Genomic DNA, 24,674 nt, shown 5'->3' with positions numbered 1-24,674 from the left:
GGACAGCGCTATTCTGTCAGGGGCTCGAGCATACGCATGAGCGTATCAGCAGGAGTCACACCCTCAAGACGCTCTTTTACCTGCCCGTCCTTCTCGATAATCAGTGTCGGCACAACCATAATCCCATACTTCTGTGCAAGGTCAAGGTTGTCGTCCACATCGATCTTCTTTATCTCCACCGCATCTCCCATCATCTCTTTGAGTTTCTCTAGTTCAGGAGTCTGAAGTTTGCAGGGTCCGCACCATACTGCGAAAAAATCCATCAATACTGGTTTTGCCATAAAAGATCCTCATCCAGTTGTGAGAATAAGAGAAATATAAGTATTGTGATGGGAGCCCGCTGATTTCAGCGGTCACCCGGTTTTTTTGAAAGGATTGCCATAATGATCTTACCATAGGCGGGCCGGGTGATGAGGACACCAATTAGCACACCCAGAATGGTGATAATGGCAAATCCACGAAGGTTTGCAAGATCCATTACCGCTAACGGCAGCATCGCGATGACCGTGGTACACGCTGCCACCATAATAATACCCAATGCACGGTTGAACCGTTTCAGATACAGATTCTGTGACGGGACACGGCCTTCATAGATGACCTCATCAGTAATAACCACCAGCTGGTCAATACCGGTTCCAAGCACAGCAATAAGACCTGCAATACTTGCAAGGTCAAGCTGCTGAAGATAGGTCGCAATGCCCAGCAGAATGATGATTTCTGCAATGTTGGTCCCGATCATCGGAAGCACAATTGCCGGTTCACGATACCAGTAGTACACGGTAGCTGCAACAGCCATGAGGGCAAGAATGCCTGCAATAACAGACATCGTCTTGAAATGCTCCCCCAGGCTTGCAGATACTGAACCTGACCCTGCAATCTCCACATCGACCGGGAGTGCCCCTGCACGCAGGTGGATTTCAAGCGCTTTTGCGTCTTCCAGCCCTTCTTCACCCGCGCCGGTCGTTGCGCGAAGTTCACGGACAGGAGCAGTCTTCAGTTCTGCCGCCAGTTGAGGATTCAGGCTCGCGCTGTAGACGATATTGTCATCCAGAAGCATCATTATTTCATGGGCTTCCGGATTGGTGGTTGCACCATAGGTATTCGCAGCCTCCTGGAATGCAATGGCGCCATCCTGACTGAGGGTAAAACCGACACCCCAGATATCACTGCCCGGCGGACTTTGTGTCGGCGTGGAGACACTCTTGATTGAGTCACCGTAGAGCACATGTTCAGACTCATTTCCGACAGTCTGTATCCGAATCTCAAACTTACCCTGCGCACCGACGATCTCCTGTGCTGTTGAGATGTCAACTCCTGCGAGTTCGAGCCGGATATACTGGGTCACACCATTGAGCCCGGTGATCGTATTGATACGCGCATCCTTTGTACCGAGATTATTGACCTTATTCTCTAAAATCAGTTTAATCTGGTCAGCAGTATCCTTTGAGACGCCGGTTTCATAGGTGACGATAGACCCGCCGTTCTCTGCAAAGACCGGTTCCAGCTCTTCCCGCGTAAACGGCGCCCGGATCTCCAGCCGGTCTTCTTCAAAGAGGAAGACCTCGGCATCCAGTGCCTCACCGATGCGTGCCGCAAATATCTCCGGATCCTGATCCGTTTCAAACCGGACAACTTCTGAACGGAATGATAACTGGATCCATGAACCACCTTCAAGGTCGAGCCCAAGCTGAAGGTTTCCGGTCATCCCGTTGGATATACCCGGTGGAATCACATAGATACTCACAATCGAGAAGACCACCAAGAGGAGCATCAGTGCAACACGCCAGTCTTTTAATGTCTGAACCAGACCGCCTTCGTTTTCATCACTCATCTCTTGTCACCTCCTGCATACCCGGTTAAAATTCCTGCATTCAGCATCCAGGTATTCATCAGGTCGATGAAAAGACCGAGTAAAAGAACGGCTGAAATATCGCGAATAACATCTATCTGTCCAACCCATGAGACAACAAACATGAGGGCAACCGCACTGATGGTTGTGGATGTCATGGTAAACCCGGTACGAAATGCCCCCTGCATCTTCTCGGAAAATTTCCCTTTCCGTTTCAGAACACGTGTTGTCAGCAGAATATCACTGTCAACTGAGTATCCTATAAGCATCAGCAGGGCCGCAGTCGTACCAAGAGTAAGCGTAATGCCGACTACATCCATGAGTGCTGCAGTGATCACAATATCAGAGAATGCCGAGATTACGACAGCAATGGACGGAACAAAGTTCTTAAAGACAAGGAACACAACGATGGCCATCCCGATAAACGAGAAGAGAAGTGCCCAGAGTGCCTGTGTCTGCAGAGTCTTTCCAAACGTCTCTCCAATCTGATCAACTTTTGCATCCGGATAACGGGCATTTATAAGCTCAGACAGGGCCAGGAAGTCCTTATCCGGCATATTCTCAAAGACCACATAATATCCTCCGTTCACCCCGTCTCCAACACTTTTCAGAGGGAAATCAGAGAAATATGCCTCAACGTCTGCCTGAGAATCTGCTGTAGGCGGTATCGTCACAGCAACACCCCCGGCAAAATCAATTCCCGGGTCAACAGGCATGCCTGTTGTGAGGGTATTGAACCCAAGGAAAAGAAATGAGATTATCAGTAATGCGATCGGCAGAGTAACCAGCTGCCGAACCGTGTATTTACTGATATCATAAGTAGGAAAATTCATACAGACAAATATTTGGAAATGAAGAGATTAAATATGATGCATCCCACAGATGGAGTCAGCCGGATTCCCCCCCATTTGGTGGGAGTATAAGAAGGATAACGCAGACCGCCGTGATACTGCTTATTACCACCATTCGGGAAATTGTCATGATTAATCACTACCGATTCGATAAAATTAAATATCATTCATTCAAATGAGCGTGTATGCGATCTGCGGCTGATCTGAAGCATGAGATTGAGCGCCGTTTAAAAGGCTACCTTAAACGGGACACATCAGGTATTCGTCATGAACTCCTGAGTATCTTTATAAAAACCAGATCTGTAACCATCCCGGAGGCATTTGAACAGCTGAAAACGAAATTTACGATCACCCTTCAGTCCGTTGCGTCAATGATTGGGACTGTCGCCTCACGGATCGGAATTCTCAGTGTGCAGAAGAAAAACGACAATTCAACGAGCGTCTATATACTCAAGGATAAGTACACAGACATGGTCAGCGCACTTATTCAGGCAGTATAACTGCTGTGCCTTAACAAAACCTATTTTTACCCCGGTATTCAACCTGTTACAGATATGAAAAATTGTGATGACAATTGTGCCATTGGGCACGACATTGTTGTCTCTGATGACGTTAAATCCTATATTCTTCAGAGAAATATTGATTTCAGGGTATGTACATCCTGCGGAGGACCAGTTCTTCTTTCCACGACAGTAAAACCCCCGAAACCATCTGATTATGAAATATATGTTGGCGACAATATTATCTATGTCTCCATCTATCAGGCCCGGTACCTGGACAGAATCGATATGGATATGGTCCCTGCATACTGTGATTATCTCTAAGAACCAGTATAGATACGATGCCATTTTCTGAACGGGAACACACAGCAGACATCCTGATGCATGTATGCGGTGCAACAAAAAAAGAACTCTATGAAGAATCGGCACGGGCCCTTTTTTCTGTGATGTTTCCTTCCTGCACAAAGGAAGAGGTCACGATTCATTTTTCTCTCAGTGCTGAGGGTGAGGAACGCCTGCTTCATGAATTCCTCTCAGAAATCCTTTTTTACGCTGAGGTTGAATGTGTGGCACTCTGCCGGGCGGAAATGACATTTACTCCGTCCGGCCTTTCAGCAGAGCTCTTCGGGGAGCCATACAGCAGGGAGAGGCATGGAGGCGGGACCGAAGTGAAGGGGATATCACTCTCAGGAATGGAGATCACGAGAACTGACGACGGATGGTGTACGTTGGTTCTCTTCGATGTATAACGAGGAGACGTGGCAGAGAATGATGGAGAAAATTATTCAGAGGGGAGAATACGAATGGGAGGTTCCCATTGGTACCGTTCCGGGCATGCGGGTGCCGGGCCGGTTTTATCTTTCACAGCAACTGATGGGAACCCTGGAGGAAGGAGCAGTGGAGCAGCTTGCGAATATCGCAACGCTGCCCGGAATATGCAAAAACGCTCTTGCAATGCCGGATATCCACTGGGGATATGGATTTCCCATCGGAGGAGTGGGAGCCTTCACCATGGACGAAGGAATCATCTCACCCGGAGGGGTAGGATTTGACATCAACTGTGGCGTGCGGCTGCTGGCGACCCCGCTGCACCGCCGTGATCTGGGGCAGATTAAAAAGGTGATGCAGGAGCTCTATGACACCGTGCCAACGGGCGTCGGGACAAAAAGCTGCATCACGGTGGCAGACAGGGATCTCAACAAAATAATGACAGAAGGCGCCCGATGGGCGGTGGAGGAGGGGTATGGCACAGACCGTGACCTCCTCTGGTGCGAGGAGCAGGGCTGCATCGAAGGTGCTGACATCTCCCATGTCAGCCAGAAGGCGCGCAAACGCGGCAGGCCGCAGTGCGGCACCCTTGGTTCCGGAAACCACTTCCTTGAAGTCCAGTGTGTGGAGGAGATCTTTGACCCAGAGGCAGCTCAGGCATTCGGCATTGAGGCAGGCCAGATATGCATCATGATCCACTGCGGATCACGGGGGCTTGGCCACCAGATCTGCACTGACCACCTGAAGATTCTTGAGGACGCGGCAAAGAAATACCACATTCCTCTTGCAGACAAACAGCTCGCCTGTGCACCTCTGACAAGCCCCGAAGGAGAGGCATATCTTTCAGCAATGGCGTGCGCCGCGAACTATGCATGGGCAAACCGCCAGATGATCATGCACCTGACACGGGAGGTATTGTCACGTAATTTTTCCCTTTCAGCAGAGGAGATGCCGCTTGTCTATGATGTGACCCACAATGTCGCAAAGATTGAGGAGCATCTGGTGGACGGGAAACGCACAACACTCTGTGTACACCGGAAGGGGGCTACCCGGGCATTTGGTCCGAACACCCACGACCTGCCCCCGGGTTGCGATGCAATTGGTCAGCCGGTAATTATCCCCGGGAGCATGGGATCCTCATCATATCTCCTGAAAGGGACACAGGGTGCCATGGAGAAGACATTCGGCAGCACCTGCCATGGCGCAGGCAGGGTCCTTTCCCGATCACAGGCAAAGAAACGCGCTTCAGGGGAGAGCATTCAGGAATCCCTCGGGAGAAGCGGCATCACTGTTCTCGCACCATCAGCAGGTTCCATCGCAGAAGAAGCCCCGGACGCCTACAAACCATCAGGCGAAGTGGTGAAAGTGGTTCATGAAGCAGGCATATCCGCAAAGGTAGCCCGACTCAATCCAATAGGAGTAATCAAAGGATGATACAGAAAACAGGGCTCGCATGGGAATGTTCTGTGCCGTTTATCAGATACATCGAAGACACCGGCATTGCCTGTGAGTTAATAACGCCGCATATGATGGGGGCACCCTATTACCGGGGAAACATGGTCTCTCTCATCATCCCGACAGGGTTTGGGAATTCTGCATATTCCGGTCTCCTTCCGGCACTCAGGGCATCGTCAGGAAGAATTAAAAAATTTTTGGAAAAGGGCGGACGTGTCATTGTCTTCGGTGCGATGTCGCCGGAAAAAGACCGCTACGACTGGCTTCCGGTTCCGGTCACCTATGTGAGCGAATATTTCAGCAGTCCGGTGCATGTAGACGCAAAAAGCCCCCTTGCAACCATTCTTGAAGATTTTGACACCAGTGAGATCGACTGTGACGGCTACATCAAAAACCCCGAGGGGGACATTCTGGCACAGACCGATGACGGAAGGGCTATCATGGTCTCCTACCCTGTGGGGAAAGGGACCGTAATTGTGACAACCATACATGAATATCCCTCACGCGGATTTTTGCGCCATTTTTGTACCTGTGAAAGCGAAACCTTATTTTAACATTCAGTCATTCTATTTTTTTAGTTCCGAACCTTTGGGTGTTATCTATGAGTGGCTATATCATCTCCGCTGATTCAGATGCAGGCGACCTTGCAGAAGTTGCCCTTGCAATCCATGAAATCATTAACCGCCTGCCTGTGACAGCACGGTCCCGGAACAATCCCGGAGTGAGGATTGAGGGCGGTGTGGTGATTGATAATGCATATACCGGACCGGTTCTTGAAATGGCAATGGAAAAGAACCAGCTGATCAAAATTTCTCCGAAGAACGGGGCATATGCAAACGTACCGGTTGTCGTTGCCCCGATCCGGGACAGCGACGGAACGGCAATTGCTGCCATAGGACTGGTGGACATCACCGGCATCTTTGACCTTGCAACCCTTATGGAACACCAGTCAACAATTCTCAAACAGGTCTGCGGCAAGGACCCCTGCCCCCTCCCCAGTGAGGCCGTGGCCGCAAAGAAGTGATATAAATGAATACGACCGCAAACCAGATACTCAGTATTCTTGAAGAAGCCGGAGAACCAGTCTCCGGTGAAGATATAAGCACAAAGACAGGTGTGACACGGTCAGCAGTCTGGAAAAATATTAAGGAACTGCGGGAACTGGGATATGAAATAGAAGCATCCCGGCCCGCAGGCTATCACCTGGTCCGGCGCTCAGACAGGCTCCTCCCATACGAAGTGAAACGGCACCTGAAGACAGACTTCATTGGGCACAGGATTGAATACTACGCATCCGTTCCTTCAACCATCGGGGTTGCAAAGGAACTGTGTGCAAAGACACCGGCTGCAGAACTGAACGGAACCGTGGTTATCGCAGAAGAGCAGTCAGGCGGCGTCGGGCGTCTCGGGCGCCCATGGGCTTCCCCTCCCGGAGGCATCTGGACGACGATTATCCTGAAACCGGAGATTCCCGTTGACCATGTATTCATGGTGACAATGGCCTGTTCCATCGCACTTGTCCGGACCATCCGGAAACTGTACCGGATAGGTGCCCTCATAAAGTGGCCTAATGACATCTACATCGGTGACCGAAAAGTGGCAGGTATTCTGCTTGAAATATCAGCAGAAGCAGAAGACGTCAAACACTGCATCCTGGGGATTGGAATTGATGCAAACATTCCACCACAGGCCCTTCCCGGGGATCTGAATACACCGGTCACATCACTGATGGCTGAATATGGTGAACCCATTGACCGGGCGGCATTCCTGGCATACCTGCTGCGTGAGTTTGAACGGCGGTTCCGGCTGATTGAGGCAGGGGAATATGACTCCATTGTGCGCGAATGGAAGAGCCTCTCACTGACGCTTGACAAACGAGTGAAGATTAAAACCCCCCGCAAATCCTTTGAAGGAATAGCAATTGACATTGATGAGTATGGCGCCCTGATTGTACGGCGCGATAATGGCAAGGTTGAGCGGGTATTCTCCGGGGACTGCACTCCGGCCTGAATCTTTTTCTCGTCAACCTGCAAACAATATTGGGTTGACATGTACGGTAACGAACAACGAAGCCACCTGGTATCCCTGACGGCAGCATTTGTGGCATTGATTGCCGTTGGTGGATGGGTATCGCTACCCATCCCCCCGGTACCGGTTACCCTGCAGACGTTTTTTGTTCTGTTAGCGGCAGTGGTGATGGGCAGATATGCCTTCCTGCCGGTCTTCGTCTACCTGCTCCTCGGAATGCTGAATATGCCGGTCTTTCACAACGGACTCGCAGGAATCGGTGTCCTCATGGGTCCTACAGGAGGATATCTGATTGGATTTATCCCCGCAGTTCTTGTAGCAGGCCTTGCCTATGAACAGGAGAACAGAGTAATACGTGCAGGCGGCATTGCTGCGGGCACACTTATCATCTACTTCTTTGGCATTACATGGATGTCATACTCAACGGGGATGGCACTGGCACAGGCAGTGCTCCTTGGGATGGTGCCATTCATTGCGGGAGATGTACTGAAAGGAATTGCCGCGTTTATTATCGGAGAACGAATCTGATGATTCATGCAGAAAACCTGTACCACCGGACACTGGAGATTGAATCTCTCCGGATTGGGCAGGGACATACTGCCATCATCGGCCCAAACGGAAGTGGAAAAACAACCTTCCTGAAGCTATGCGCAGGAATTGAACTCCCCCGCCACGGGACGCTTACCATCGCCGGCAAAGAGCCGCGGGTAGTGCATACCGGATGGGTCGGTGAAGTCCCGGACAATAACCTTGTTTTCCGGACCGTTGGGGATGAAGTGGCATCCGGCCTCCGGTTCCAAAGAACACCGGCAGAAGATATCGGGCCGGCAACCTGCAGAGTCCTCTCTGAGATGGGAATCCGCCACCTGCACAACCGCGTCAGCCATACCCTCTCCGGGGGGGAGAAGATGCTCGTCGCGTGTGCAGCAGCCCTTGCCCTCTCTCCGGAAGTACTCATCCTCGATGAGACAGACACCCACCTTGACCGGAACGCGGCAGACACCCTGGAAACCATCATACGAAGGCGGCCTGCACCCGCCATTCTTCAGTGCACACAGGATATGGACACCGCATCCCGTGCTGACCGGGTGGTATACTTTGTGAAAGGCCGCCCCCAATATGTCGGAACACCTGAAGAGGTCTTTTCCCACCTGCATGAAACAGCGATGTACCCATCGTTATGGAGGATAGCCGAATGCATCTGACCGCAGAACATCTCTCCCTCACGCACGAAGGATGGGCACTTACAGCCGAAGGAGTCTTCCGTCCGGGCGTGCACCTCGTCACCGGGCCGGTGGGAAGCGGGAAGACAACACTTGCATCAGCCCTTGCCGGGATCTTTGAACCTGCAGCCGGACGAATCATCCGTGAAGACATCACCCATCTTACGCTTTCCATGCAGTTTCCGGAGTATCATGTGACCGGATTTCTGGTCAAAGATGAAGTCCGCTCATGGGACCTTCCGGTTGAAGAGACACTCCTTAAGGCAGGTCTTACCGGCAGGCAGAATGTGAAGACACTCACTCTTTCGCGGGGAGAACTCAAACGCCTGCACCTCACCTGCCTTCTCGGCGGGAACTGGGATGCTGTGATACTGGACGAGCCGTTTGCAGGACTTGACTGCAGGGAGAAAACACGAATCTGCGCTGCAATCGAAGAGAAGAAACACCCGCTCGTGATCATCTTTACCCATGAACAGGCAGTTCTTCCGGCTGCAGACGTCATCTGGGAGATTGAAGGAAATGCCCTTGTCTGCCGGGGGAGCGTTCCGGAAGCGATCCCTGCATGGAAGGGAGCACCCCGGTATCTTGCCCGCGCCCTTGAAGAGGGGGCACGCCCGAAGAATATCAGGTTGCATGATGCAGAGGAGGCGCTATGCAGGATGCACGCCTGAGAATTGCCTCCACACTGCTCCTCTCATTCGCCGCATTCAGTTCCGTCATCGGAGCAGTGCTTGCGGCACTCTGGTGGGCAGTCGTGGCCCGTGGTGAACGTAACCTCCCGGGGAGGAAGGCCGCTTCAGTCATATTCGGCGCAATCATTCTTGTCGCCGGATTTACGCAGGCATTCGGGGGAGACGGCATATCATACGGATTCCGCATGACAGTTGTCACTCTCATTGCATTCTGGGCATTCGGGTCCGGACGCGGGGGGGATCTGATGAACACTGCCGTCTGGGCCTTCGGGGACCGCATGGGTTTTGACCTCGGCCTGACTGCTGAAATGGCCATCTCCTCCCTCAGACGCATAGAAAAAGATATCCATGATATCAGAAATGCCCTGCGGCTGAAAGGGAGCAGAGGGGTAGTCCATGACCTGATATCACTTGGGTTCACCCTCACCATAATGCAGATTTACCGGGCACGGGAACAGGGGATCATACTTGCAACGCGGGGATACCGTGGGGGGGGGACATACTCCCCCTCATTCAGTCGTTCCAAAAATGATATTTTCGCCTTTTTTGGTTCATTACTCATTATTGCAGCCGTTTTCGTATCTTTCGCTGGGTATTTATAGAGTCAGGAGCAACTTAGTAAAGGCTCGACAATATCAATATCCTGCCCCTTAGAGGTGTTTTATGAGTACTGCCAATCCTGTAAAAATTACTGACACTACCCTCAGGGATGCACACCAGTCTTTGATTGCAACCCGCCTAAAAACAGAGGACATGACAGAACTGGCGCATGCCATCGATTCCGTCGGATTCTTCTCTGTTGAAGCATGGGGGGGCGCAACCTTTGACAGCGCGATACGATTCTTAAACGATGACCCGTGGCAGCGCCTGCGCACCTTAAAAGACGGACTTCAGAATACACCGATACAGATGCTCCTTCGGGGACAGAACCTTGTCGGATACCGGCACTACCCGGACGATGTGGTGGAAAAATTCGTAGACGCAGCCGGCAGAAACGGTGTTGATATCTTCAGAATTTTTGATGCGCTCAATGATATCCGTAATATGGAAAAATCCATGGAGGCTGTCAAAAATATCGGTGCACACCTCCAGGGCACAATATCATATACCACCAGCCCGGTGCACACCACAGAGGGCTTTATCGAACAGGCACGGAATCTCTATGCCCACGAATGTGACTCCATCTGCATCAAGGATATGGCAGGCCTTATTATGCCGGAGGCAACACGGGAACTTATTACCGGGATTAAACGCGAAATAGACATTCCGATTGACCTCCACAGCCATTCTACAAGCGGTATCTCACCGATGAGTTATCAGACCGCGATCGAGGCAGGGGTCGACATCCTGGATACCGCAATGTCCCCGTTTTCAATGGGAACGTCACAGCCCCCGACCGAGAGTATTGTTGCAAGCCTCATCGGAACAGACCGTGACACCGGTATCGACCTGATGAAACTCCGACCGGTACGAAACATCTGCCTTGCTGTCCGTGAGAAATACGCACCGCTGGTGAACCCGATCTCGGAACGGGTTGACAGTGATGTGCTCATCTATCAGCTGCCAGGCGGTATGATATCAAATCTGGTTTCACAGCTGAAGGAACAGGATGCGCTTGACCGGATAGAAGAGGTCCATAAGGAGATCCCACAGGTACGAAAAGACCTTGGATATCCGCCGCTTGTGACACCCACCAGTCAGATTGTTGGGACTCAGGCAGTCCTCAATGTGCTGATGGGTGGCGAACGCTATTCAAATGTCACCAAAGAAGTGAAGGATTATGTCCTCGGCCTCTATGGGAAACCACCGGGCCCCATCTCCGATGAGATTCGCACCCTTATCATCGGTGATGAGGAGCCATTCACCGGGCGGCCTGGAGACCTCCTTGAGCCTGCGTATGAGAGAATGGCAGCTGAGGCACGGGAAGAAGGCATCGTTTCAAAGGATGAGGACATCCTCACCTACATCCTCTATCCGGCAATTGCACCATCATTTCTGCGTGGTGAGCGGGTAGCAGAGGTTATTCCGCGGAAGGTGGATGCCGGGGCCGCACAGGCAGGCGTTATCCCCACCTCAATGGACGTTGAAGTTGACGGTGAGATATTCGCTGTCAGGATTCTCTCGGTTGACGGCGGTGAGCTCAGGGATGCCGCATCCATGGGAGCAAAACAGATCCCGCGGACGGCAATAAAAGGCGGGATCAGATCAAATATCCAGGGAATGGTCCTGAAAGTTGAGACCCGTATCGGCGCTGAAGTGAAAAAAGGAGACACCCTCGTCGTTCTTGAGGCAATGAAGATGGAGAACCCCATCGTCTCAACGACAGATGGCAAGGTTACGAGCATCTTTGTGGATGTGGGTGACGCCGTCCAGAACGGAGATGTCCTGCTGGTGATCGAATGACGTATTTCGAGAGGGTGCTCGTTGCAAACCGCGGAGAGATTGCAATCCGCGTTATGCGTGCGTGCCGTGAGATGGGAATTGAGACTGTTGCCATCTATTCAGAACCGGACAAACATTCTCTCCATGTCAAGTATGCGGATGAATCATTTCTCGTCGGAGAGGCACACCCGTCCAGGAGTTACCTGAACCAGGAGCGCATCATTGATATCGCAAAGAAGAGCGGTGCAGAGGCGATCCATCCCGGATACGGGTTCCTTGCTGAAAACAGTGTCTTTGCCCACCGGTGCGAGGAAGAGGGCCTCACATTCATCGGCCCGTCCTGGCGCTCCATTGAGGCGATGGGTTCTAAATTAGGCTCCAAACATATGATGGAGAAGGCAGGCGTCCCTGTCCTGCCCTATACCCCGGACGGAGTTACATCCCTTGATGAGGCAAAGAAGATCGCTGCTGCAATCGGTTATCCGGTGATTGTCAAGGCTTCAGCAGGCGGCGGTGGTATCGGGATGCAGATTGTGGAGGATGAGGCCGGCCTCGAGGAAGCAATCGAGAAGGGCATGCGCATTGCCGCTTCTGCATTCGGGGACTCTACAGTCTTTATTGAGAAGTATCTGGTCAAACCGCGCCACATCGAGTTTCAGGTGCTTGCGGATCAGTCCGGGAACCGGATTCACCTCTATGACCGTGAGTGTTCCATCCAGCGGCGCCACCAGAAACTCGTGGAGGAGGCACCCTGCCCTATCATGACAGAGGAGCTCCGGGAGAAGATGTCAGCATCAGCCCTGAAGGTAGCAAAAGCTTCGGGATACTATAATGCAGGTACGGTGGAGTTCCTCTATGCAGAGGGGGAGTATTACTTCATGGAGATGAACACCCGCCTCCAGGTTGAGCACACAGTCACCGAGATGGTGACAGGAATTGACCTGGTGCGCCAGCAGATCGCCATCGCCGCAGGAGAGGACATCCCCTTTGAACAGGACGACATCACCCTGAATGGCCATGCAATCGAGTGCCGGATTAATGCGGAAGACCCACTGAATAACTTCCAGGCAGACCCCGGAAAGATTGTGCGCTACCGTTCTCCGGGTGGACCCGGTATCCGGGTGGACTCCGGAATTCACATGGGATACTCTATTCCCCCGATGTATGATTCGATGATATCAAAACTCTGCGGGTGGGGCCGTACGAGAACGGAATCCATTGAGCGCATGCGGCGGGCGATCTTTGAATATGTGATCCTCGGGGTGAAGACTACCCTGCCGCTTCATCACGCCATCATGAATAACCGTCACTTCATCGCCGGAAATACGCACACGCATTTCCTGCAGGAGGAGCATATGCGAGAGAATCTCAGCCGCTACCTCCGGGAGGAAGAGACACGCATGCAGACCCTTGCAGACTCACTGCGCCACGGTAAGGAAGCAGCGGCGATATCTGCTGCAGTGAGTGTCTATATCTCACAGACCCAGAACAAGAACTGAATAGTTCTGTTTGGATCTCTTTTTTTGCCCATTTGAATCTTGTACCACCATCCTGCTGCTGGCAGAACCCCACCACCAGAAGATAATCAGAGATTTTATGGTTCCAGCGGATGAGTTCAAAAAACAGACCATCCCGGGCAATGTCCCCTGAAAACAAAGGGAACAGGAATACTGAAAGACCGTCCCTGATACCCGCCACTTCAAAAGACACAAAACCAATATCAGAAGATTTAATACGACGCCCGGCGTTCTTATTATGCACATTGTGTGCGTAATTAGATGCTGTCGTGGCCTAGTTGGTTAGGGCGCCAGACTCATAGGGTTTGAGCAATTTCGGAGCGCTTTATCTGAGACATCTGGAGGTCGTGGGTTCGGATCCCATCGACAGCATACATTTTTACGGTTATTTTGTCATCTCATTTTAAAAGAGAGGAAAGTATCAATCTATTTATCACTGGTTAGTGCAGTACATTTCTGAATGCACCGTGAATCAGAAACACCAACCCCTGAAAATTTTGAGGCAGTGCTTGCCTACCGGGGGCTTTTAGACGGAGCAGCAATCCTCAGAGGCCATGAGGAAGAGATTCAAAACACCGGCTCATGCCCCCCGGTAAACGAATTTGTACGGATGCTCTATGATAACAACTGGCTCATTAACACGCGCTGGCAGGACTGGGCAGATGAAACGACCGGATATTTTGAACAGCCATCGCTCCTCTGTGTTGCACAGACAGAGACCATCCGCCGCATTCTTACGGTCCACGTCAGGATTGACCGGATGATGCCGGGAGAGATTACAGATATTATTAAAAAAGGGTATATGCTCTCTGTTGTCAACCGGATTGCTGAAATTTATGAGATCTGAAGAGTTTGTATTTCACCAATAACCACAGTTTTAAAAAAACAGGTAGTGAAAGAACTCAAATGCCTCATTCTTTTTTTCTTGCAATGCAATTTTGAATTCAATAACCTGACACTGTTTTTTGACAACAGTGCCACAACAGGCACCCTTCTTCAGGTGAAAATGTGACCCGATTTGCAGAACATGTGCCATGTTCAGATGTTTACCGGATTGGATTGATGGTATAGATTCTTTCAATCGACACATTCCTGCAGATTACACCGTAATTGTGGGCAATCACATAAAGGAGGCACGTTTCCTTCACCTTTGTCAATCCTCTGTGAGTGAGAGGACTCCATCAATTATTATACCTTAAATCCATAACGTGTGCTCCTGCAACCATAATTTGTTTAGCAGATTCTGTATTTCTGTCATCTGTTGAAAATCTCTTTCTTATCATATCCTTCAAAGCTTCTTGTGGGTGCGGTGCTATCGTTTCAATGCTGCCTCTGTATAGTCCAGTTAGAGAGGACACCAGAAACGGTTCCCCCTATAAGAGTCAAAACGCTTCCAGAACTGCAGTAACCATTGCGAGTATCCAATCGAAGAGAACAAAAAAGAGAACAAAGTGGCTTTGACCCCTCCAACCCCCATTCATTAATTATTTATTTTCCCCCTCGTATACCTGAACGACCAGCAATGAAAAATATGAAAAATCCAAACCCAAAAAAACCCGTTCTCCTCATCCTTATCCTCATCGCAGGATTCGCCATCATCGCCGCACATCCAGCACTCGCGGCCACAGCCAAACCCGGCCTCACAGCAGTACCGGCTGAAATCAACATAACCAATGCCATTGCAACGATGAATACAGCATTTGATAAAGGAAACTGGCCGCGTGCCGCTGCATATGCAGAACTGATCACACAAAATGATGAAAATGCATCCGCCGATGTCTGGTGCAAATGGGGATATTCACTCCGGAAGATGGGGAAGTATGACGAGGCCCTTGTTGCCGCATCTGCTGCCGTTGAAAAAGGACCGGACATTGCGGTGGTCTATCTGAACCGGGGATACACCTACCTGGCGCTCGGTGAGTACCAGAATGCACGCTTTGATGCAGAAGAGGCACTCCGGCTCGAGCCGTTCAACGCTACTGCATACAATGTCATCGCATCCGGCCTCCTGGGAGAAGGCGACCCCAAAAATGCCCTGGTTGCCATCGATACCGCCCTTGCTGCAGAGCCTGAGCATGCGCATTACCTTAATACCAAGGGGATGGTCCTCATGGAGCTGGGAAAATATGCAGATGCCGTCACCATACTGACTCAGGCAACGGTATCACCGGACGGGTATATTGCCCCGTACCCCGATACAGTCCCTCCCGAAGAAAACCTTATTACCGCCCAGCGGCTGTATGATGAAAACAAGGCACCGGTTGGCCTGATCATCACTGCCGCCGTTGCCATTCTCGCAATCGGGGCCGGCGCCATATTCCTGCAGAAAAGAAAATAGGAGAGAGAGAGACAGGAGAAGGAAATCCGGGAAGAGACAGAGGAAAGAGAGAAGAAAATCAGATCAGAGGAGAGGGGGGGGAGAAAAATGCTTCACTTCGAGAAAAAAGGCATCAGAATCCTTGGAATCGCGGAGAGTTACCGGGGAAGAGAACAATCCCTCATCTGCGGCATTGTGATGCGGCGGGACAGAATAATTGACGGATGTGCATTCTCACGGGCCACCGTCGGGGGAATGGACGCAACAGACGCTGTTCTTGGCATCTGGAACCACCTTGCACGGGATGATATACAGGCCATCATGCTGGGGGGCACAGTCATTTCCTGGTTTAATGTCATCGATATCACGCAGGTGCACGAACGCACTGGGTTGCCCGTCATCTCCGTAACCTATGAGGATTCCCCCGGTCTTGAAGACGATATCAGCCACCACTTCCCCAGCGACGAAAAACGACTCTCCGCATACATCGCTCTTGGGAAACGAACAACCTGCCAGCTCTCAACAGGGGTGACCGTATACCTCCGTGCAGAAGGCATCTCCCTCGATGATGCCACCCATGCCTGCAATATCTTTACCGCTCAGGGAAAAATCCCGGAGCCGGTCCGTGTGGCACGTATCATTGCACGGGGATTTCTCCCCGAATACCCGGACGAACCGGTCTTAAATTCAGGATAATCCGGTTAAAACTCAATACCTTTGCGGGCCCGCACGCCGGCCGCATAGTAATGTTTTACCTTTTTCATCTCCGTTGCCAGATCTGCTGCTTCAATCAATTCTGGTGGAGCATACCTCCCGGTGCATATAACATCAACATGAAGAGCTCTGCCGGTGAGAGCAGCCATAACCTCCGACAGATCAAAGAGCTCATAGTGGAGTGCCACATTAATCTCATCCAGAACAACCAGATCATACGCTCCGGAGCGGAGTACTTCAGCACAAACAGAAAGCCCCTTCCGGGCCGCAACGATATCGTTTTCATCCGGATGGCCGTCAATAAACCGGCCCTCTCCGTACTGGACAATGGTAAATTCCGGGAACGACTCCGGAAGAGAAAGTTCTCCGGTCCGCACCCCCTTGATAAACTGAGCAAATAGACCCGGTGCCCGGCAACAAGAGACCGGACGCTGACGCCAAGAGCCGCCGTTGTCTTTCCTTTGCCGTCTCCGGTGTAGACCTGAATATATCCCTGTTTCATGCGAATATTTTCTCTTAATCAGTAAATACCAAAAAAATTCCGGTCTGACAGGAATCGGGGAGATCCAGACACAATCATCCGGCATCAAAACAGATCAAAGAATATTATACACATGTTTTTCCAGGGCTTCTCTTTCTGTTTCAAGATCCCTCAGGAGGTCGTCCCGGACATTTTCATATATGGTACCATCATCTGCAAGGCCCCGGATGATATCCTCTTCCCTTAGAATAAGGGTCATACGCAGATAGTAATTCTCGATATCCGCTGCAAGCTCCGGATAAGTATCCGCCATCCCCTTTACTGCGGTATTGCACTGTGTAATATGCCCTGAATAGAGATCCCGGACAGAAGCCAGCAGTTCATCAGGAATGGCAAAATCATGTGAAATCGTATCAATGCTCTCCAGTGCCCTGCCGGCACTCCCCGCTTCTGAAATAAGGGTCTGATACTCGATACTGAGAGAAAATTTTCGGAGATTTTTGGCTGCTTCAGCTTTTGGTGCCACCCGGTTAATCACCGATATCACCCGCTGGAGAACGATAATCTCAGGAGATTTTTCGTCAATACGGAATTCAGGAGTTTCCTGATTTCTGATACGTGCATACCGATTATTCAGGGAATAGGACAGAAGATCAAAAACAAATTCTGAGATCAGGGATTTGTCATATAATTCACGATACGATTTTTTCTGAACGGAAAGCAGACGTGACCAGAATGCCTGTTCAATCATCTTCGGCGTCGGATTCAGCGATTTTTCAAACATCCTGAAATCCAGCTCATACCGCTGCACAGCATGCATATACTCCCTATGGACGGATTCGTAGATCTGTGGCTCAATATCACGGGTAGCGTGAATTTTCTCAAGCAGAGCAAGTGCCTCTCTCTTTGTAGCGAGCCGTGTATCCAGGTATTCAACCCAGGCAAGATTACTCGGACGGTTCAGATTGAGACGATTGAGGAGGAAACGAATCGTCGAGCCCTGCACCAGAATGGTAAAGAGAGTGACAATGATTGTCATCAGAAGGATCTGATCCCTGAATGGCACCGTTGCAGGGATACTCAATGCCAGCGCAAGTGCCACCCCACCCCGGAGCCCGCCCCAGAAGAGAATATGCTGATACCGGATACTGATATTTTCAGAACCGGGTACGCAATTGTATACTGCTGTCAGTCCATACACAACCACAATTCGCCCGATGAGCACCGCAGCAATGGCAACAGCACCAAGAAGAAGGATCATCGTACCGGTTCCGGTTATCTCAAAGAGATTAATCACAGTTATACCGATAAGCAGGAAGATCAGGCTATTGGAGATGAAACCCATAAATTGCCAGAATTCCGTCATGTGCTCCCGTTCAGGCGGTTTCAGAGTCAGCGATGCAATCCATCCGAGTGTCAGGCCGGCAAAAACAACTGAGATCACACCGGACACCCCAAACAATACATCAGCAACAAGATAGGCCCCATATGCAACAATGAGTGATACCGTTTCTGCAAATGCCATATTGTCCCGGGAAAAGAGAATCAGATACCCAATCACAATCCCTGTCAGACAACCGCTCAGAATACCACCCACAAAATCGCCGGTAATCTGTACAAGACCCGATGTTACATCAGTTGCTGTAACAATGCCGGATACAGCCATTACGATAACAGCATTATACAACACGATAGCGGTTGCATCGTTGAAGAGACTCTCTCCTTCCACAAGCGTTTTCAGCCGTTCGGAAATGCCAAGCTCCTGGAACACAGCGAGCACCGAAACAGGATCCGTGGCTGATATGAGTGCGCCAAAAAGAAAGGCTGAAAAAATCGGGATCGGTGTAAGAAGAGATGAAATCCCTCCAATAATTACCATTGAAACAATAATTCCGGGAAGTGTCAGTATCAGAACAGGAACAATATTTCTGAAAAACAGCCGGCTGTTCATTCGGTATGCCGCTTCAAACACCAGGGGAGGCAGGAAAAGAAACAGGATGATCTCCGGTGACAACGTAAATGAAATAAGTGGGCCAGGGAATCCGATCAGATCAGAGAGATAAGCAATACACCCCCCGATAACAATAAGCCCAATGGTATACGGTATTTTGAGCCATTTGAAAAATATCACTGACAGAAGAGCAATCAACAGCAGAAAAACAATAAGCATAATGTCCTGTTCAACAAGCATTTCCACCGCAGTTCCCACCTTACAGATAATCCCTGTGTGGCCAATTGCATTAATGCCTTTCTTTCACCAAAAAACGGATGAAAATGAGCACAGAAAAACAGGCGATAATGAGCAGGCACCCACTCATTATTCACGGGACCTGGTTTTTTAAATCGTGCCTCAGCAGCATTATACTGCAGCCAATGAAAAATGGAAGTCCGTGAGGCTCTGCAGGAGTCTGAACGAATCCAAAACCTATTTTTTACATTTGCGCACATATGCGCGGTTTGCGACATCGAGTGCACTATATACAACGACCAGAACAACAACCGTTACAAAGAGGCCGGCAATCTGATCTCCAAAATATCCCCGGGCATAATTCCCCGCGATTATTCCGGCACCAACAGAAACCAGAAGTTTAACAAATTCAATTCTGTCGAGTTTAACCATATGTATCTATTTTTTCCCTCCCGGAATAAAATGTGCGTTCCCTTCGGGGTATTCCCGTGCTTTGTCAGGCATATTCTTCTGCTGCAATCTGATGAGTGCACACAGGCACCTCGTTTTGGTGCATAAATATCTGCTCCTTTTTTTGAGAGCAATGGGGAGTGGTATACAATCCGGACTGAGACGCATCAGACCGGTATGGACCCCCGGTTATCTAGAATAACCAAGAAAATCGTAGTATTCAGATTAAAAAACTGTTTTGTGTCAGGCAGTATCACGACAAGTATTTATATTAACGGCGTTAATTAAGAGTTATGCAAGCCATTAACAGCGTTAACAAAGTGCGGCTGCCCCCCTCCTCACAGCGGGTGTTAACCCTTCTGAAGGATGGAAGCCCAAGGACATTCAAGCAGGTGACAGAGGAGATAGACATCTCACCACGGACAGTCAGGTATGCAATCAAGAAACTGAAAGAGAGTGGACTTATCATCGAGAAGTTTAATTTCAGAGACGCCCGCCAGGTGCTGTATCAGGTCAAGGACGTACTCACTTCTGAAGAAGCGCAGAAGGCGACGGCATGAAGCAGCCATTCTGCGACATAATGATTTGCGATGAGATGGTACGGCAGTATCTCCCCCAGATACGGGCTGAAGTTGTATCCAGAATGGTAATTCAGAGAGGGCTTTCTCAGAAATGCGTTGCAGGATATATGGGTCTCACCCCTGCGGCGGTATGCCAGTATGTCAGCAGAAAACGTGGATGCAAATGCATCGAGATCTCAGACGATCTCAACGAAGTCATTGACCGGTGGACGTGGTCATTAATCAATGGCGACAGAACGGTTACCATCTGTGACATTTGCACATGTGTCCAGAAAGAAATCAGGGAATGAACATTTTTCGGCATAACCGTATACACCGTGAAGCAGACTGAAATTCAGTCATCTGCAGCAGCGGGATCATCCAGACTCTTTTAAACCGGATTCCTTACGGGAAACCACCAGTCCGATAATCGAATTAAATATCTAGTTCACCAATAACTCTGGATATGAAGGATACATCTGCAATTATATATACAGACGGTGCCTCCCGGGGAAATCCGGGAAATTCAGCATGGGCCTATATCATACTGAATAATGGGACAATTGCAGCAAAGAAATCCGGATTCTGCGGATATGCAACAAATAACCAGGCAGAATATTTTGCAGTCATAAATGCACTATCCGATGCAGCACAGCAGGGGTTCAGGAATATTATTCTCTACTCAGATAGCGAACTGATAGTTCGTCAGCTTAGAGGAGAATACAAAGTCAGAGACAGCTGCCTGAGACAGCTGTATATAAAAACGATTGGAATCGTCAATACATTAGATTCAGTCTCTTTTGAAAATGTACCGCGCTCAAATAAGACCATCAGCATCGTTGACAAAATGTGCAATGAAACACTGGACAAGGTAAAAAAGGGAGAAAAGGGAGAAAAGATACCGGTACATGAAGAGATATTCAGCAGAGAAGAAATTCAGATCAAACCAGTGGGAATAGTCAGATCTTCATATGCAACACCAGGGGATGCACCCCGGCAGGGACGACTTTCTGACCAGTTGGCCGAGATTCATATCTTCCCCGAATATGCAGATGCATTGCACACCATTGAAAAATGCACCCACCTCGTTGTACTATGCTGGTTTGACAGAGCAGAGCGAACATTGCTCAGGGCAACACCACCAGGACAAAGTGAAGAACGGGGCGTCTTTTCCATCAGATCACCGGGACGCCCGAATCCCATTGGACTTGAACTGGTTGATCTGGTTCAGGTACGTGGAACAGTATTAATCGTCCGTGGACTGGACGCAATCGATAATACACCGGTACTGGATATAAAACCCTTTATTGATCTGGATACAATCCCGAAAACACAAACCAAAACGAACTCAAAATGTTAACACAGATATGCACCCTGAAAATAAAGCAAATTTATTCGCCAGAATATTGAGAACATATATAGGTTTATGAATGACGAATGAAAGAAATCATTCATACTTCAGATAACAAACATATAGTTAGGAGAATAGTATGACAGAAAATACAGATAATGCACAGCAGGCATGCGACGGACAATGTTCCTCGTGTGCAAGTGGATCAACGTGTAATGACCCAAATAAAAAAACCACCGGAATAGAGCGGGTAAAGATCAATGTAAAACACATTATTCTTGTTCTCTCCGGTAAGGGAGGGGTCGGAAAAAGCACTGTTGCAACAAATCTCGCCATGTCACTCGCGAATAAGGGCTATAACACCGGGATTGTGGATCTCGACATTCATGGGCCCAACATTCCCAAGATGTTGGGTGTTGAAGACAAACGCCTCGAATCACGTGACGGAAAAACGATCGAACCGGTCCGTCTCACCGGAACACTCGGTGTCGTTTCTATGGCCTTTTTGCTCCCGGATACATCAAGCCCTGTCGTCTGGCGCGGTCCTATGAAATTTACCGCAATCAAACAGTTCCTTGAAGATGTAAACTGGGGAGATATGGAGTATCTCATTGTCGACCTCCCCCCCGGCACAGGTGATGAGGCACTTGCAATTACACAGCTTGCACCAAACATTGACGGGGCGGTAGTAGTCACGACCCCTCAGGACGTTGCCGTAATGGACTCAACAAAGGCGGTAAAATTCATTCAACAGCTTGATTTACCCGTCATTGGAATTATAGAAAATATGAGCGGCATGATCTGCCCCCACTGCGGTGACGAAATCGACCTCTTTGGAAAGGGAGGAGGCAAAAAAGCTGCAGAGGAACTGAACGTTCCATATCTGGGTTCAATCCCAATCGATCCTGAAATGCGCAAAGCAGGCGATGAAGGGCGGCCCTTCATCATCAGAAAAGCAGGAGACGACCAGCATCAGGCAACATGGGAAAAAGTTGATGCTGTAATGGATAACATTCTCAAAGAAATCAACAAATAAGACAACTTCTCTTTTTTCCCATGACTCATTATAATACCTGTCAGTATTACCGTCAGAAACCAATAACACCGTAGACATTGGAATAGTATTCCATGGAATATATCAGGATTATTACCGGGAATGGAGAGGCACTTGACATATATCAAATGCTCATTCCCTGTCTTGAAAACATTGAGGTATTACCTCAGTCAATTGAACCAATATATCTCAAAGCCGTTGGACTCACAGAGGCTGACGCTGATCATTTCCGCTTCGCGCTCGTGCGCCTTCAGGTATATGCGGATATTCACCGGTATGTAGACAGTGACGAAATGCAGAAGATGAAATATGTTGCCCAGATCCTTGAGAAAATAATATTTGGAAATCTCATGCTTGAAACAGAATCATTTTCATCAGAATAACCTTCAGGAAAATAGTTCTGCCTTCTAAAGTGACGTATCTTTTTTATTTTATAACAGAGAATGGGGTGGCATACTAGCGGGGGAGAGTATGTCATCGTGGAAATGCAAAATATGCGGATACATCTACAACGAATCTGAAATATCATCAAAAATTCCCTTCACCGATCTGCCGGTGAAGTGGAAATGTCCTGTATGTGGTGCAGGAAAAGATGCATTTGAAAAGATTGATGAGACCGACATACATGCATCAGCCACAAAAACCGTTTCAGACGTCATTATCTCTGAGCTCTCTGCATGGGGAATTAAACTGGTTTTTGGTCTACCGGGCACATCATCCCTTGGCCTTGTGGAAGCTATCAGAAAAAACAATGCTGTCCGGTATATTGTTGTCCGTCATGAGGAGAACGCGGCAATGGCGGCATCTGCATATAACAAACTGACAGGAAACATTGCCGCCTGCCTCACCATTGCGGGTCCCGGTGCCACCAACTGTGCAACCGGGCTTTATGACGCAAAGGAAGATCATGCATCTGTCATTTCCATTAATGGACAGGTTGAAGCCCAGTATTCAGGACCGGGCGGCATCCAGGAGATCGATCAGGATGCATTCTTCCGGCCCGTTTCCGTCTACAACAATACCATCTACGACCGGGATAAAACCGTCCTCCTCCTTACCCGCGCCCTGAAATATGCTACCATCCGGCATGGTGTCGCTCAGTTGTCAGTGCCGAACAACATCCAGAAGATGCCCCTTGAAATAAAAAAATGCAAGAGAGAGAAGTGCACTGATTCTTTGGTATTGCCTGATTCAGACACCATCACCCGTGCCGCAACGATGATCAATGGTGCCAAAAACCCGGTGATCATTGCAGGATGGGGGGCATTCAGATATCCGGATCATATTGCAGCACTCGCAGAGAAAACGAGTGCACCCGTTATTACCACCTTCCGTGCAAAAGGAGTTCTGCCGGACAGCCACCCCTGGAATCTGGGAATACTTGGCAATGTGGGCTCGCCAGCGGCACGGGACTGGGTCAATGAGTCTGATCTTCTGATTACACTTGGCGTAGGATTTTCAAAATATACCAACGTCCCGCTCACAAAACCCATGCTTCAGATTGATATTGACCCTCTTAAGCTGGGCATTTCTCCCGAATCAACACCCCTCTGGGGTGATGCCGGCCTGATTATCAACGCCCTGCTTCCTTTGATAAAAAATCGCAATATAGAAAAAAACAGGGAAAAAATAACCGCGATGCAGTCAGAATGGAACAGATTACGGGATGCTGAAGCAGATGCATCCAAAAAACCCATCCGCCCTCCCTATATCATGAAAATACTCTCTGAAGTCATCCCTGAAGATGCGGTCATCTCTCTTGACGTTGGGGAAAACCAGTGGTGGTTTGGAAGAAATTTCCGGATGAAAAAACAGCGGTTTGTTATGTCAGGATATCTGGGTGCGATGGGATTCGGCCTTCCGGGAGCCATTGCTGCAAAGCTTGCCTGCCCGGAAAAAGATGTCTTCTGCATCACCGGTGATGGGGGATTTTCCATGGCAATGGCCGATTTTGTCACCGCTGTCAAATACAATCTGCCCATGGTAATAATTATTCTGAATAACCACGAACTGGGGATGATACAGGTTGAACAGATGATGGAGCAGTATCCGAATTATGGCACAGATCTCTATAATCCGGATTTCGCTGCATTCGCATCAGTCTGCGGGGGAAAAGGAATACGGGTTGAAGACCCTGCATCACTCAAAAATGCATTGACAGAGGCCATTGGAAACACCATCCCAACAATTATTGATATTGAAACAGATCCGGTCAGGTTTTACCGTTCATGAAATAAATGAATTCATCCCATCAGGCCGCAGGCAGAAAAATCATCATCGCAAAACCCCTTTTT

General features: G+C 49.5%; 27 protein-coding genes, 1 tRNA gene and 1 pseudogene. 23 read left to right on the top strand and 6 right to left on the bottom strand.

Annotation, left to right across the window (positions count from 1 at the left end; all coding sequences use genetic code 11):
* Nucleotides 1-8: 8 nt before the first annotated feature.
* The 3 genes from L1S32_RS01735 to L1S32_RS01725 form a co-directional block, all read right to left on the bottom strand.
* Nucleotides 9-281, bottom strand: coding sequence for a thioredoxin domain-containing protein (locus tag L1S32_RS01735; protein WP_278155658.1), 273 nt, complete (start codon nucleotides 279-281; stop codon nucleotides 9-11).
* 65 nt (nucleotides 282-346) lie between these two features.
* Nucleotides 347-1,831 (bottom strand): preprotein translocase subunit SecD, encoded by a 1,485-nt coding sequence (locus L1S32_RS01730; RefSeq protein WP_278155657.1) that lies wholly within the window; start codon nucleotides 1,829-1,831, stop codon nucleotides 347-349.
* Complete coding sequence (locus L1S32_RS01725) at nucleotides 1,828-2,682, bottom strand: protein translocase subunit SecF (RefSeq protein ID WP_278155656.1); 855 nt, start codon at nucleotides 2,680-2,682, stop codon at nucleotides 1,828-1,830. The genes L1S32_RS01730 and L1S32_RS01725 overlap by 4 nt, the downstream gene beginning before the upstream one ends.
* Nucleotides 2,683-2,885: 203 nt before the next feature.
* Here L1S32_RS01725 and L1S32_RS01720 point away from each other — a divergent pair, with 203 nt between their 5' ends.
* From L1S32_RS01720 to L1S32_RS01640, 17 genes are all read left to right on the top strand, one after another.
* A complete protein-coding gene (locus L1S32_RS01720; RefSeq protein ID WP_278155655.1) occupies nucleotides 2,886-3,200 on the top strand; it encodes a DUF2551 domain-containing protein in 315 nt (104 codons plus the stop codon).
* A gap of 54 nt (nucleotides 3,201-3,254) precedes the next feature.
* Nucleotides 3,255-3,524, top strand: a complete 270-nt coding sequence (locus L1S32_RS01715; RefSeq protein WP_278155654.1) for a hypothetical protein — start codon at nucleotides 3,255-3,257, stop codon at nucleotides 3,522-3,524.
* Between the two features lie 17 nt (nucleotides 3,525-3,541).
* Nucleotides 3,542-3,949: an archease gene (locus L1S32_RS01710; protein ID WP_278155653.1), complete on the top strand. Its 408-nt coding sequence runs from the start codon at nucleotides 3,542-3,544 to the stop codon at nucleotides 3,947-3,949.
* Between the two features lie 19 nt (nucleotides 3,950-3,968).
* Nucleotides 3,969-5,402 (top strand): RtcB family protein, encoded by a 1,434-nt coding sequence (locus L1S32_RS01705; RefSeq protein ID WP_278155652.1) that lies wholly within the window; start codon nucleotides 3,969-3,971, stop codon nucleotides 5,400-5,402.
* On the top strand, nucleotides 5,399-5,977 hold the full coding sequence (locus L1S32_RS01700) for a hypothetical protein (RefSeq protein ID WP_278155651.1): 579 nt from the start codon (nucleotides 5,399-5,401) through the stop codon (nucleotides 5,975-5,977). Before L1S32_RS01705 ends, L1S32_RS01700 begins: the two co-directional genes overlap by 4 nt.
* 47 nt (nucleotides 5,978-6,024) lie before the next feature.
* On the top strand, nucleotides 6,025-6,447 hold the full coding sequence (locus tag L1S32_RS01695) for a DUF2111 domain-containing protein (RefSeq protein WP_278155650.1): 423 nt from the start codon (nucleotides 6,025-6,027) through the stop codon (nucleotides 6,445-6,447).
* 5 nt (nucleotides 6,448-6,452) lie between these two features.
* Nucleotides 6,453-7,433 carry a biotin--[acetyl-CoA-carboxylase] ligase gene (locus L1S32_RS01690; protein WP_278155649.1) on the top strand — a complete coding sequence of 327 codons (981 nt, stop codon included), beginning with the start codon at nucleotides 6,453-6,455 and terminating at the stop codon, nucleotides 7,431-7,433.
* 39 nt (nucleotides 7,434-7,472) lie between these two features.
* A complete protein-coding gene (locus L1S32_RS01685; protein ID WP_278155648.1) occupies nucleotides 7,473-7,979 on the top strand; it encodes a biotin transporter BioY in 507 nt (168 codons plus the stop codon).
* A complete protein-coding gene (locus L1S32_RS01680; RefSeq protein ID WP_278155647.1) occupies nucleotides 7,979-8,656 on the top strand; it encodes an energy-coupling factor ABC transporter ATP-binding protein in 678 nt (225 codons plus the stop codon). The genes L1S32_RS01685 and L1S32_RS01680 overlap by 1 nt, the downstream gene beginning before the upstream one ends.
* Complete coding sequence (locus L1S32_RS01675) at nucleotides 8,647-9,345, top strand: ATP-binding cassette domain-containing protein (RefSeq protein ID WP_278155646.1); 699 nt, start codon at nucleotides 8,647-8,649, stop codon at nucleotides 9,343-9,345. Before L1S32_RS01680 ends, L1S32_RS01675 begins: the two co-directional genes overlap by 10 nt.
* Nucleotides 9,327-9,968: a hypothetical protein gene (locus tag L1S32_RS01670; protein ID WP_278155645.1), complete on the top strand. Its 642-nt coding sequence runs from the start codon at nucleotides 9,327-9,329 to the stop codon at nucleotides 9,966-9,968. Before L1S32_RS01675 ends, L1S32_RS01670 begins: the two co-directional genes overlap by 19 nt.
* A 61-nt stretch (nucleotides 9,969-10,029) precedes the next feature.
* Entirely contained in the window at nucleotides 10,030-11,769 is a 1,740-nt protein-coding gene (locus L1S32_RS01665) for a pyruvate/oxaloacetate carboxyltransferase (RefSeq protein WP_278155644.1), read from the top strand.
* Nucleotides 11,766-13,247, top strand: a complete 1,482-nt coding sequence (locus L1S32_RS01660; RefSeq protein ID WP_278155643.1) for an acetyl-CoA carboxylase biotin carboxylase subunit — start codon at nucleotides 11,766-11,768, stop codon at nucleotides 13,245-13,247. Before L1S32_RS01665 ends, L1S32_RS01660 begins: the two co-directional genes overlap by 4 nt.
* 281 nt (nucleotides 13,248-13,528) lie before the next feature.
* Nucleotides 13,529-13,637: transfer RNA gene (locus L1S32_RS01655), tRNA-Met, on the top strand.
* 88 nt (nucleotides 13,638-13,725) lie between these two features.
* Nucleotides 13,726-14,112: a DUF6508 domain-containing protein gene (locus tag L1S32_RS01650; RefSeq protein ID WP_278155642.1), complete on the top strand. Its 387-nt coding sequence runs from the start codon at nucleotides 13,726-13,728 to the stop codon at nucleotides 14,110-14,112.
* Between the two features lie 675 nt (nucleotides 14,113-14,787).
* Nucleotides 14,788-15,603 carry a tetratricopeptide repeat protein gene (locus tag L1S32_RS01645; RefSeq protein WP_278155641.1) on the top strand — a complete coding sequence of 272 codons (816 nt, stop codon included), beginning with the start codon at nucleotides 14,788-14,790 and terminating at the stop codon, nucleotides 15,601-15,603.
* Nucleotides 15,604-15,690: 87 nt separating this feature from the next.
* Nucleotides 15,691-16,278, top strand: coding sequence for a DUF99 family protein (locus L1S32_RS01640; RefSeq protein ID WP_278155640.1), 588 nt, complete (start codon nucleotides 15,691-15,693; stop codon nucleotides 16,276-16,278).
* A gap of 5 nt (nucleotides 16,279-16,283) precedes the next feature.
* Here the strand turns inward: L1S32_RS01640 and cobO are convergent.
* From cobO to L1S32_RS01625, 3 genes and pseudogenes are all read right to left on the bottom strand, one after another.
* Nucleotides 16,284-16,798: pseudogene (gene cobO, locus L1S32_RS01635) on the bottom strand (cob(I)yrinic acid a,c-diamide adenosyltransferase).
* 94 nt (nucleotides 16,799-16,892) lie between these two features.
* Nucleotides 16,893-18,968: a sodium:proton antiporter gene (locus tag L1S32_RS01630; protein ID WP_278155639.1), complete on the bottom strand. Its 2,076-nt coding sequence runs from the start codon at nucleotides 18,966-18,968 to the stop codon at nucleotides 16,893-16,895.
* Nucleotides 18,969-19,202: 234 nt separating this feature from the next.
* Nucleotides 19,203-19,397 (bottom strand): hypothetical protein, encoded by a 195-nt coding sequence (locus tag L1S32_RS01625; protein WP_278155638.1) that lies wholly within the window; start codon nucleotides 19,395-19,397, stop codon nucleotides 19,203-19,205.
* A gap of 311 nt (nucleotides 19,398-19,708) precedes the next feature.
* Between L1S32_RS01625 and L1S32_RS01620 the strand changes: the two genes are divergently transcribed.
* The 6 genes from L1S32_RS01620 (at nucleotide 19,709) to L1S32_RS01590 (ending at nucleotide 24,612) form a co-directional block, all read left to right on the top strand.
* Nucleotides 19,709-19,975, top strand: coding sequence for a winged helix-turn-helix domain-containing protein (locus L1S32_RS01620; protein ID WP_278155637.1), 267 nt, complete (start codon nucleotides 19,709-19,711; stop codon nucleotides 19,973-19,975).
* Nucleotides 19,972-20,286: a transcriptional regulator gene (locus L1S32_RS01615; protein ID WP_278155636.1), complete on the top strand. Its 315-nt coding sequence runs from the start codon at nucleotides 19,972-19,974 to the stop codon at nucleotides 20,284-20,286. The genes L1S32_RS01620 and L1S32_RS01615 overlap by 4 nt, the downstream gene beginning before the upstream one ends.
* A 155-nt stretch (nucleotides 20,287-20,441) precedes the next feature.
* Nucleotides 20,442-21,335 carry a tRNA (N6-threonylcarbamoyladenosine(37)-N6)-methyltransferase TrmO gene (gene tsaA, locus L1S32_RS11995; protein ID WP_347403357.1) on the top strand — a complete coding sequence of 298 codons (894 nt, stop codon included), beginning with the start codon at nucleotides 20,442-20,444 and terminating at the stop codon, nucleotides 21,333-21,335.
* 130 nt (nucleotides 21,336-21,465) lie between these two features.
* Nucleotides 21,466-22,362, top strand: coding sequence for an Mrp/NBP35 family ATP-binding protein (locus tag L1S32_RS01600; protein ID WP_278155635.1), 897 nt, complete (start codon nucleotides 21,466-21,468; stop codon nucleotides 22,360-22,362).
* Nucleotides 22,363-22,454: 92 nt separating this feature from the next.
* Entirely contained in the window at nucleotides 22,455-22,763 is a 309-nt protein-coding gene (locus L1S32_RS01595; RefSeq protein WP_278155634.1) for a hypothetical protein, read from the top strand.
* Between the two features lie 88 nt (nucleotides 22,764-22,851).
* Entirely contained in the window at nucleotides 22,852-24,612 is a 1,761-nt protein-coding gene (locus L1S32_RS01590) for a thiamine pyrophosphate-dependent enzyme (protein ID WP_278155633.1), read from the top strand.
* Nucleotides 24,613-24,674: the final 62 nt, after the last annotated feature.

It is taken from the genome of Methanogenium sp. S4BF (assembly GCF_029633965.1).
Classification (GTDB): Archaea; Halobacteriota; Methanomicrobia; order Methanomicrobiales; family Methanomicrobiaceae; genus Methanogenium.
Note: the sequence above shows the minus strand (reverse complement) of the source record. Positions and strands in the feature narration are given on the sequence as shown.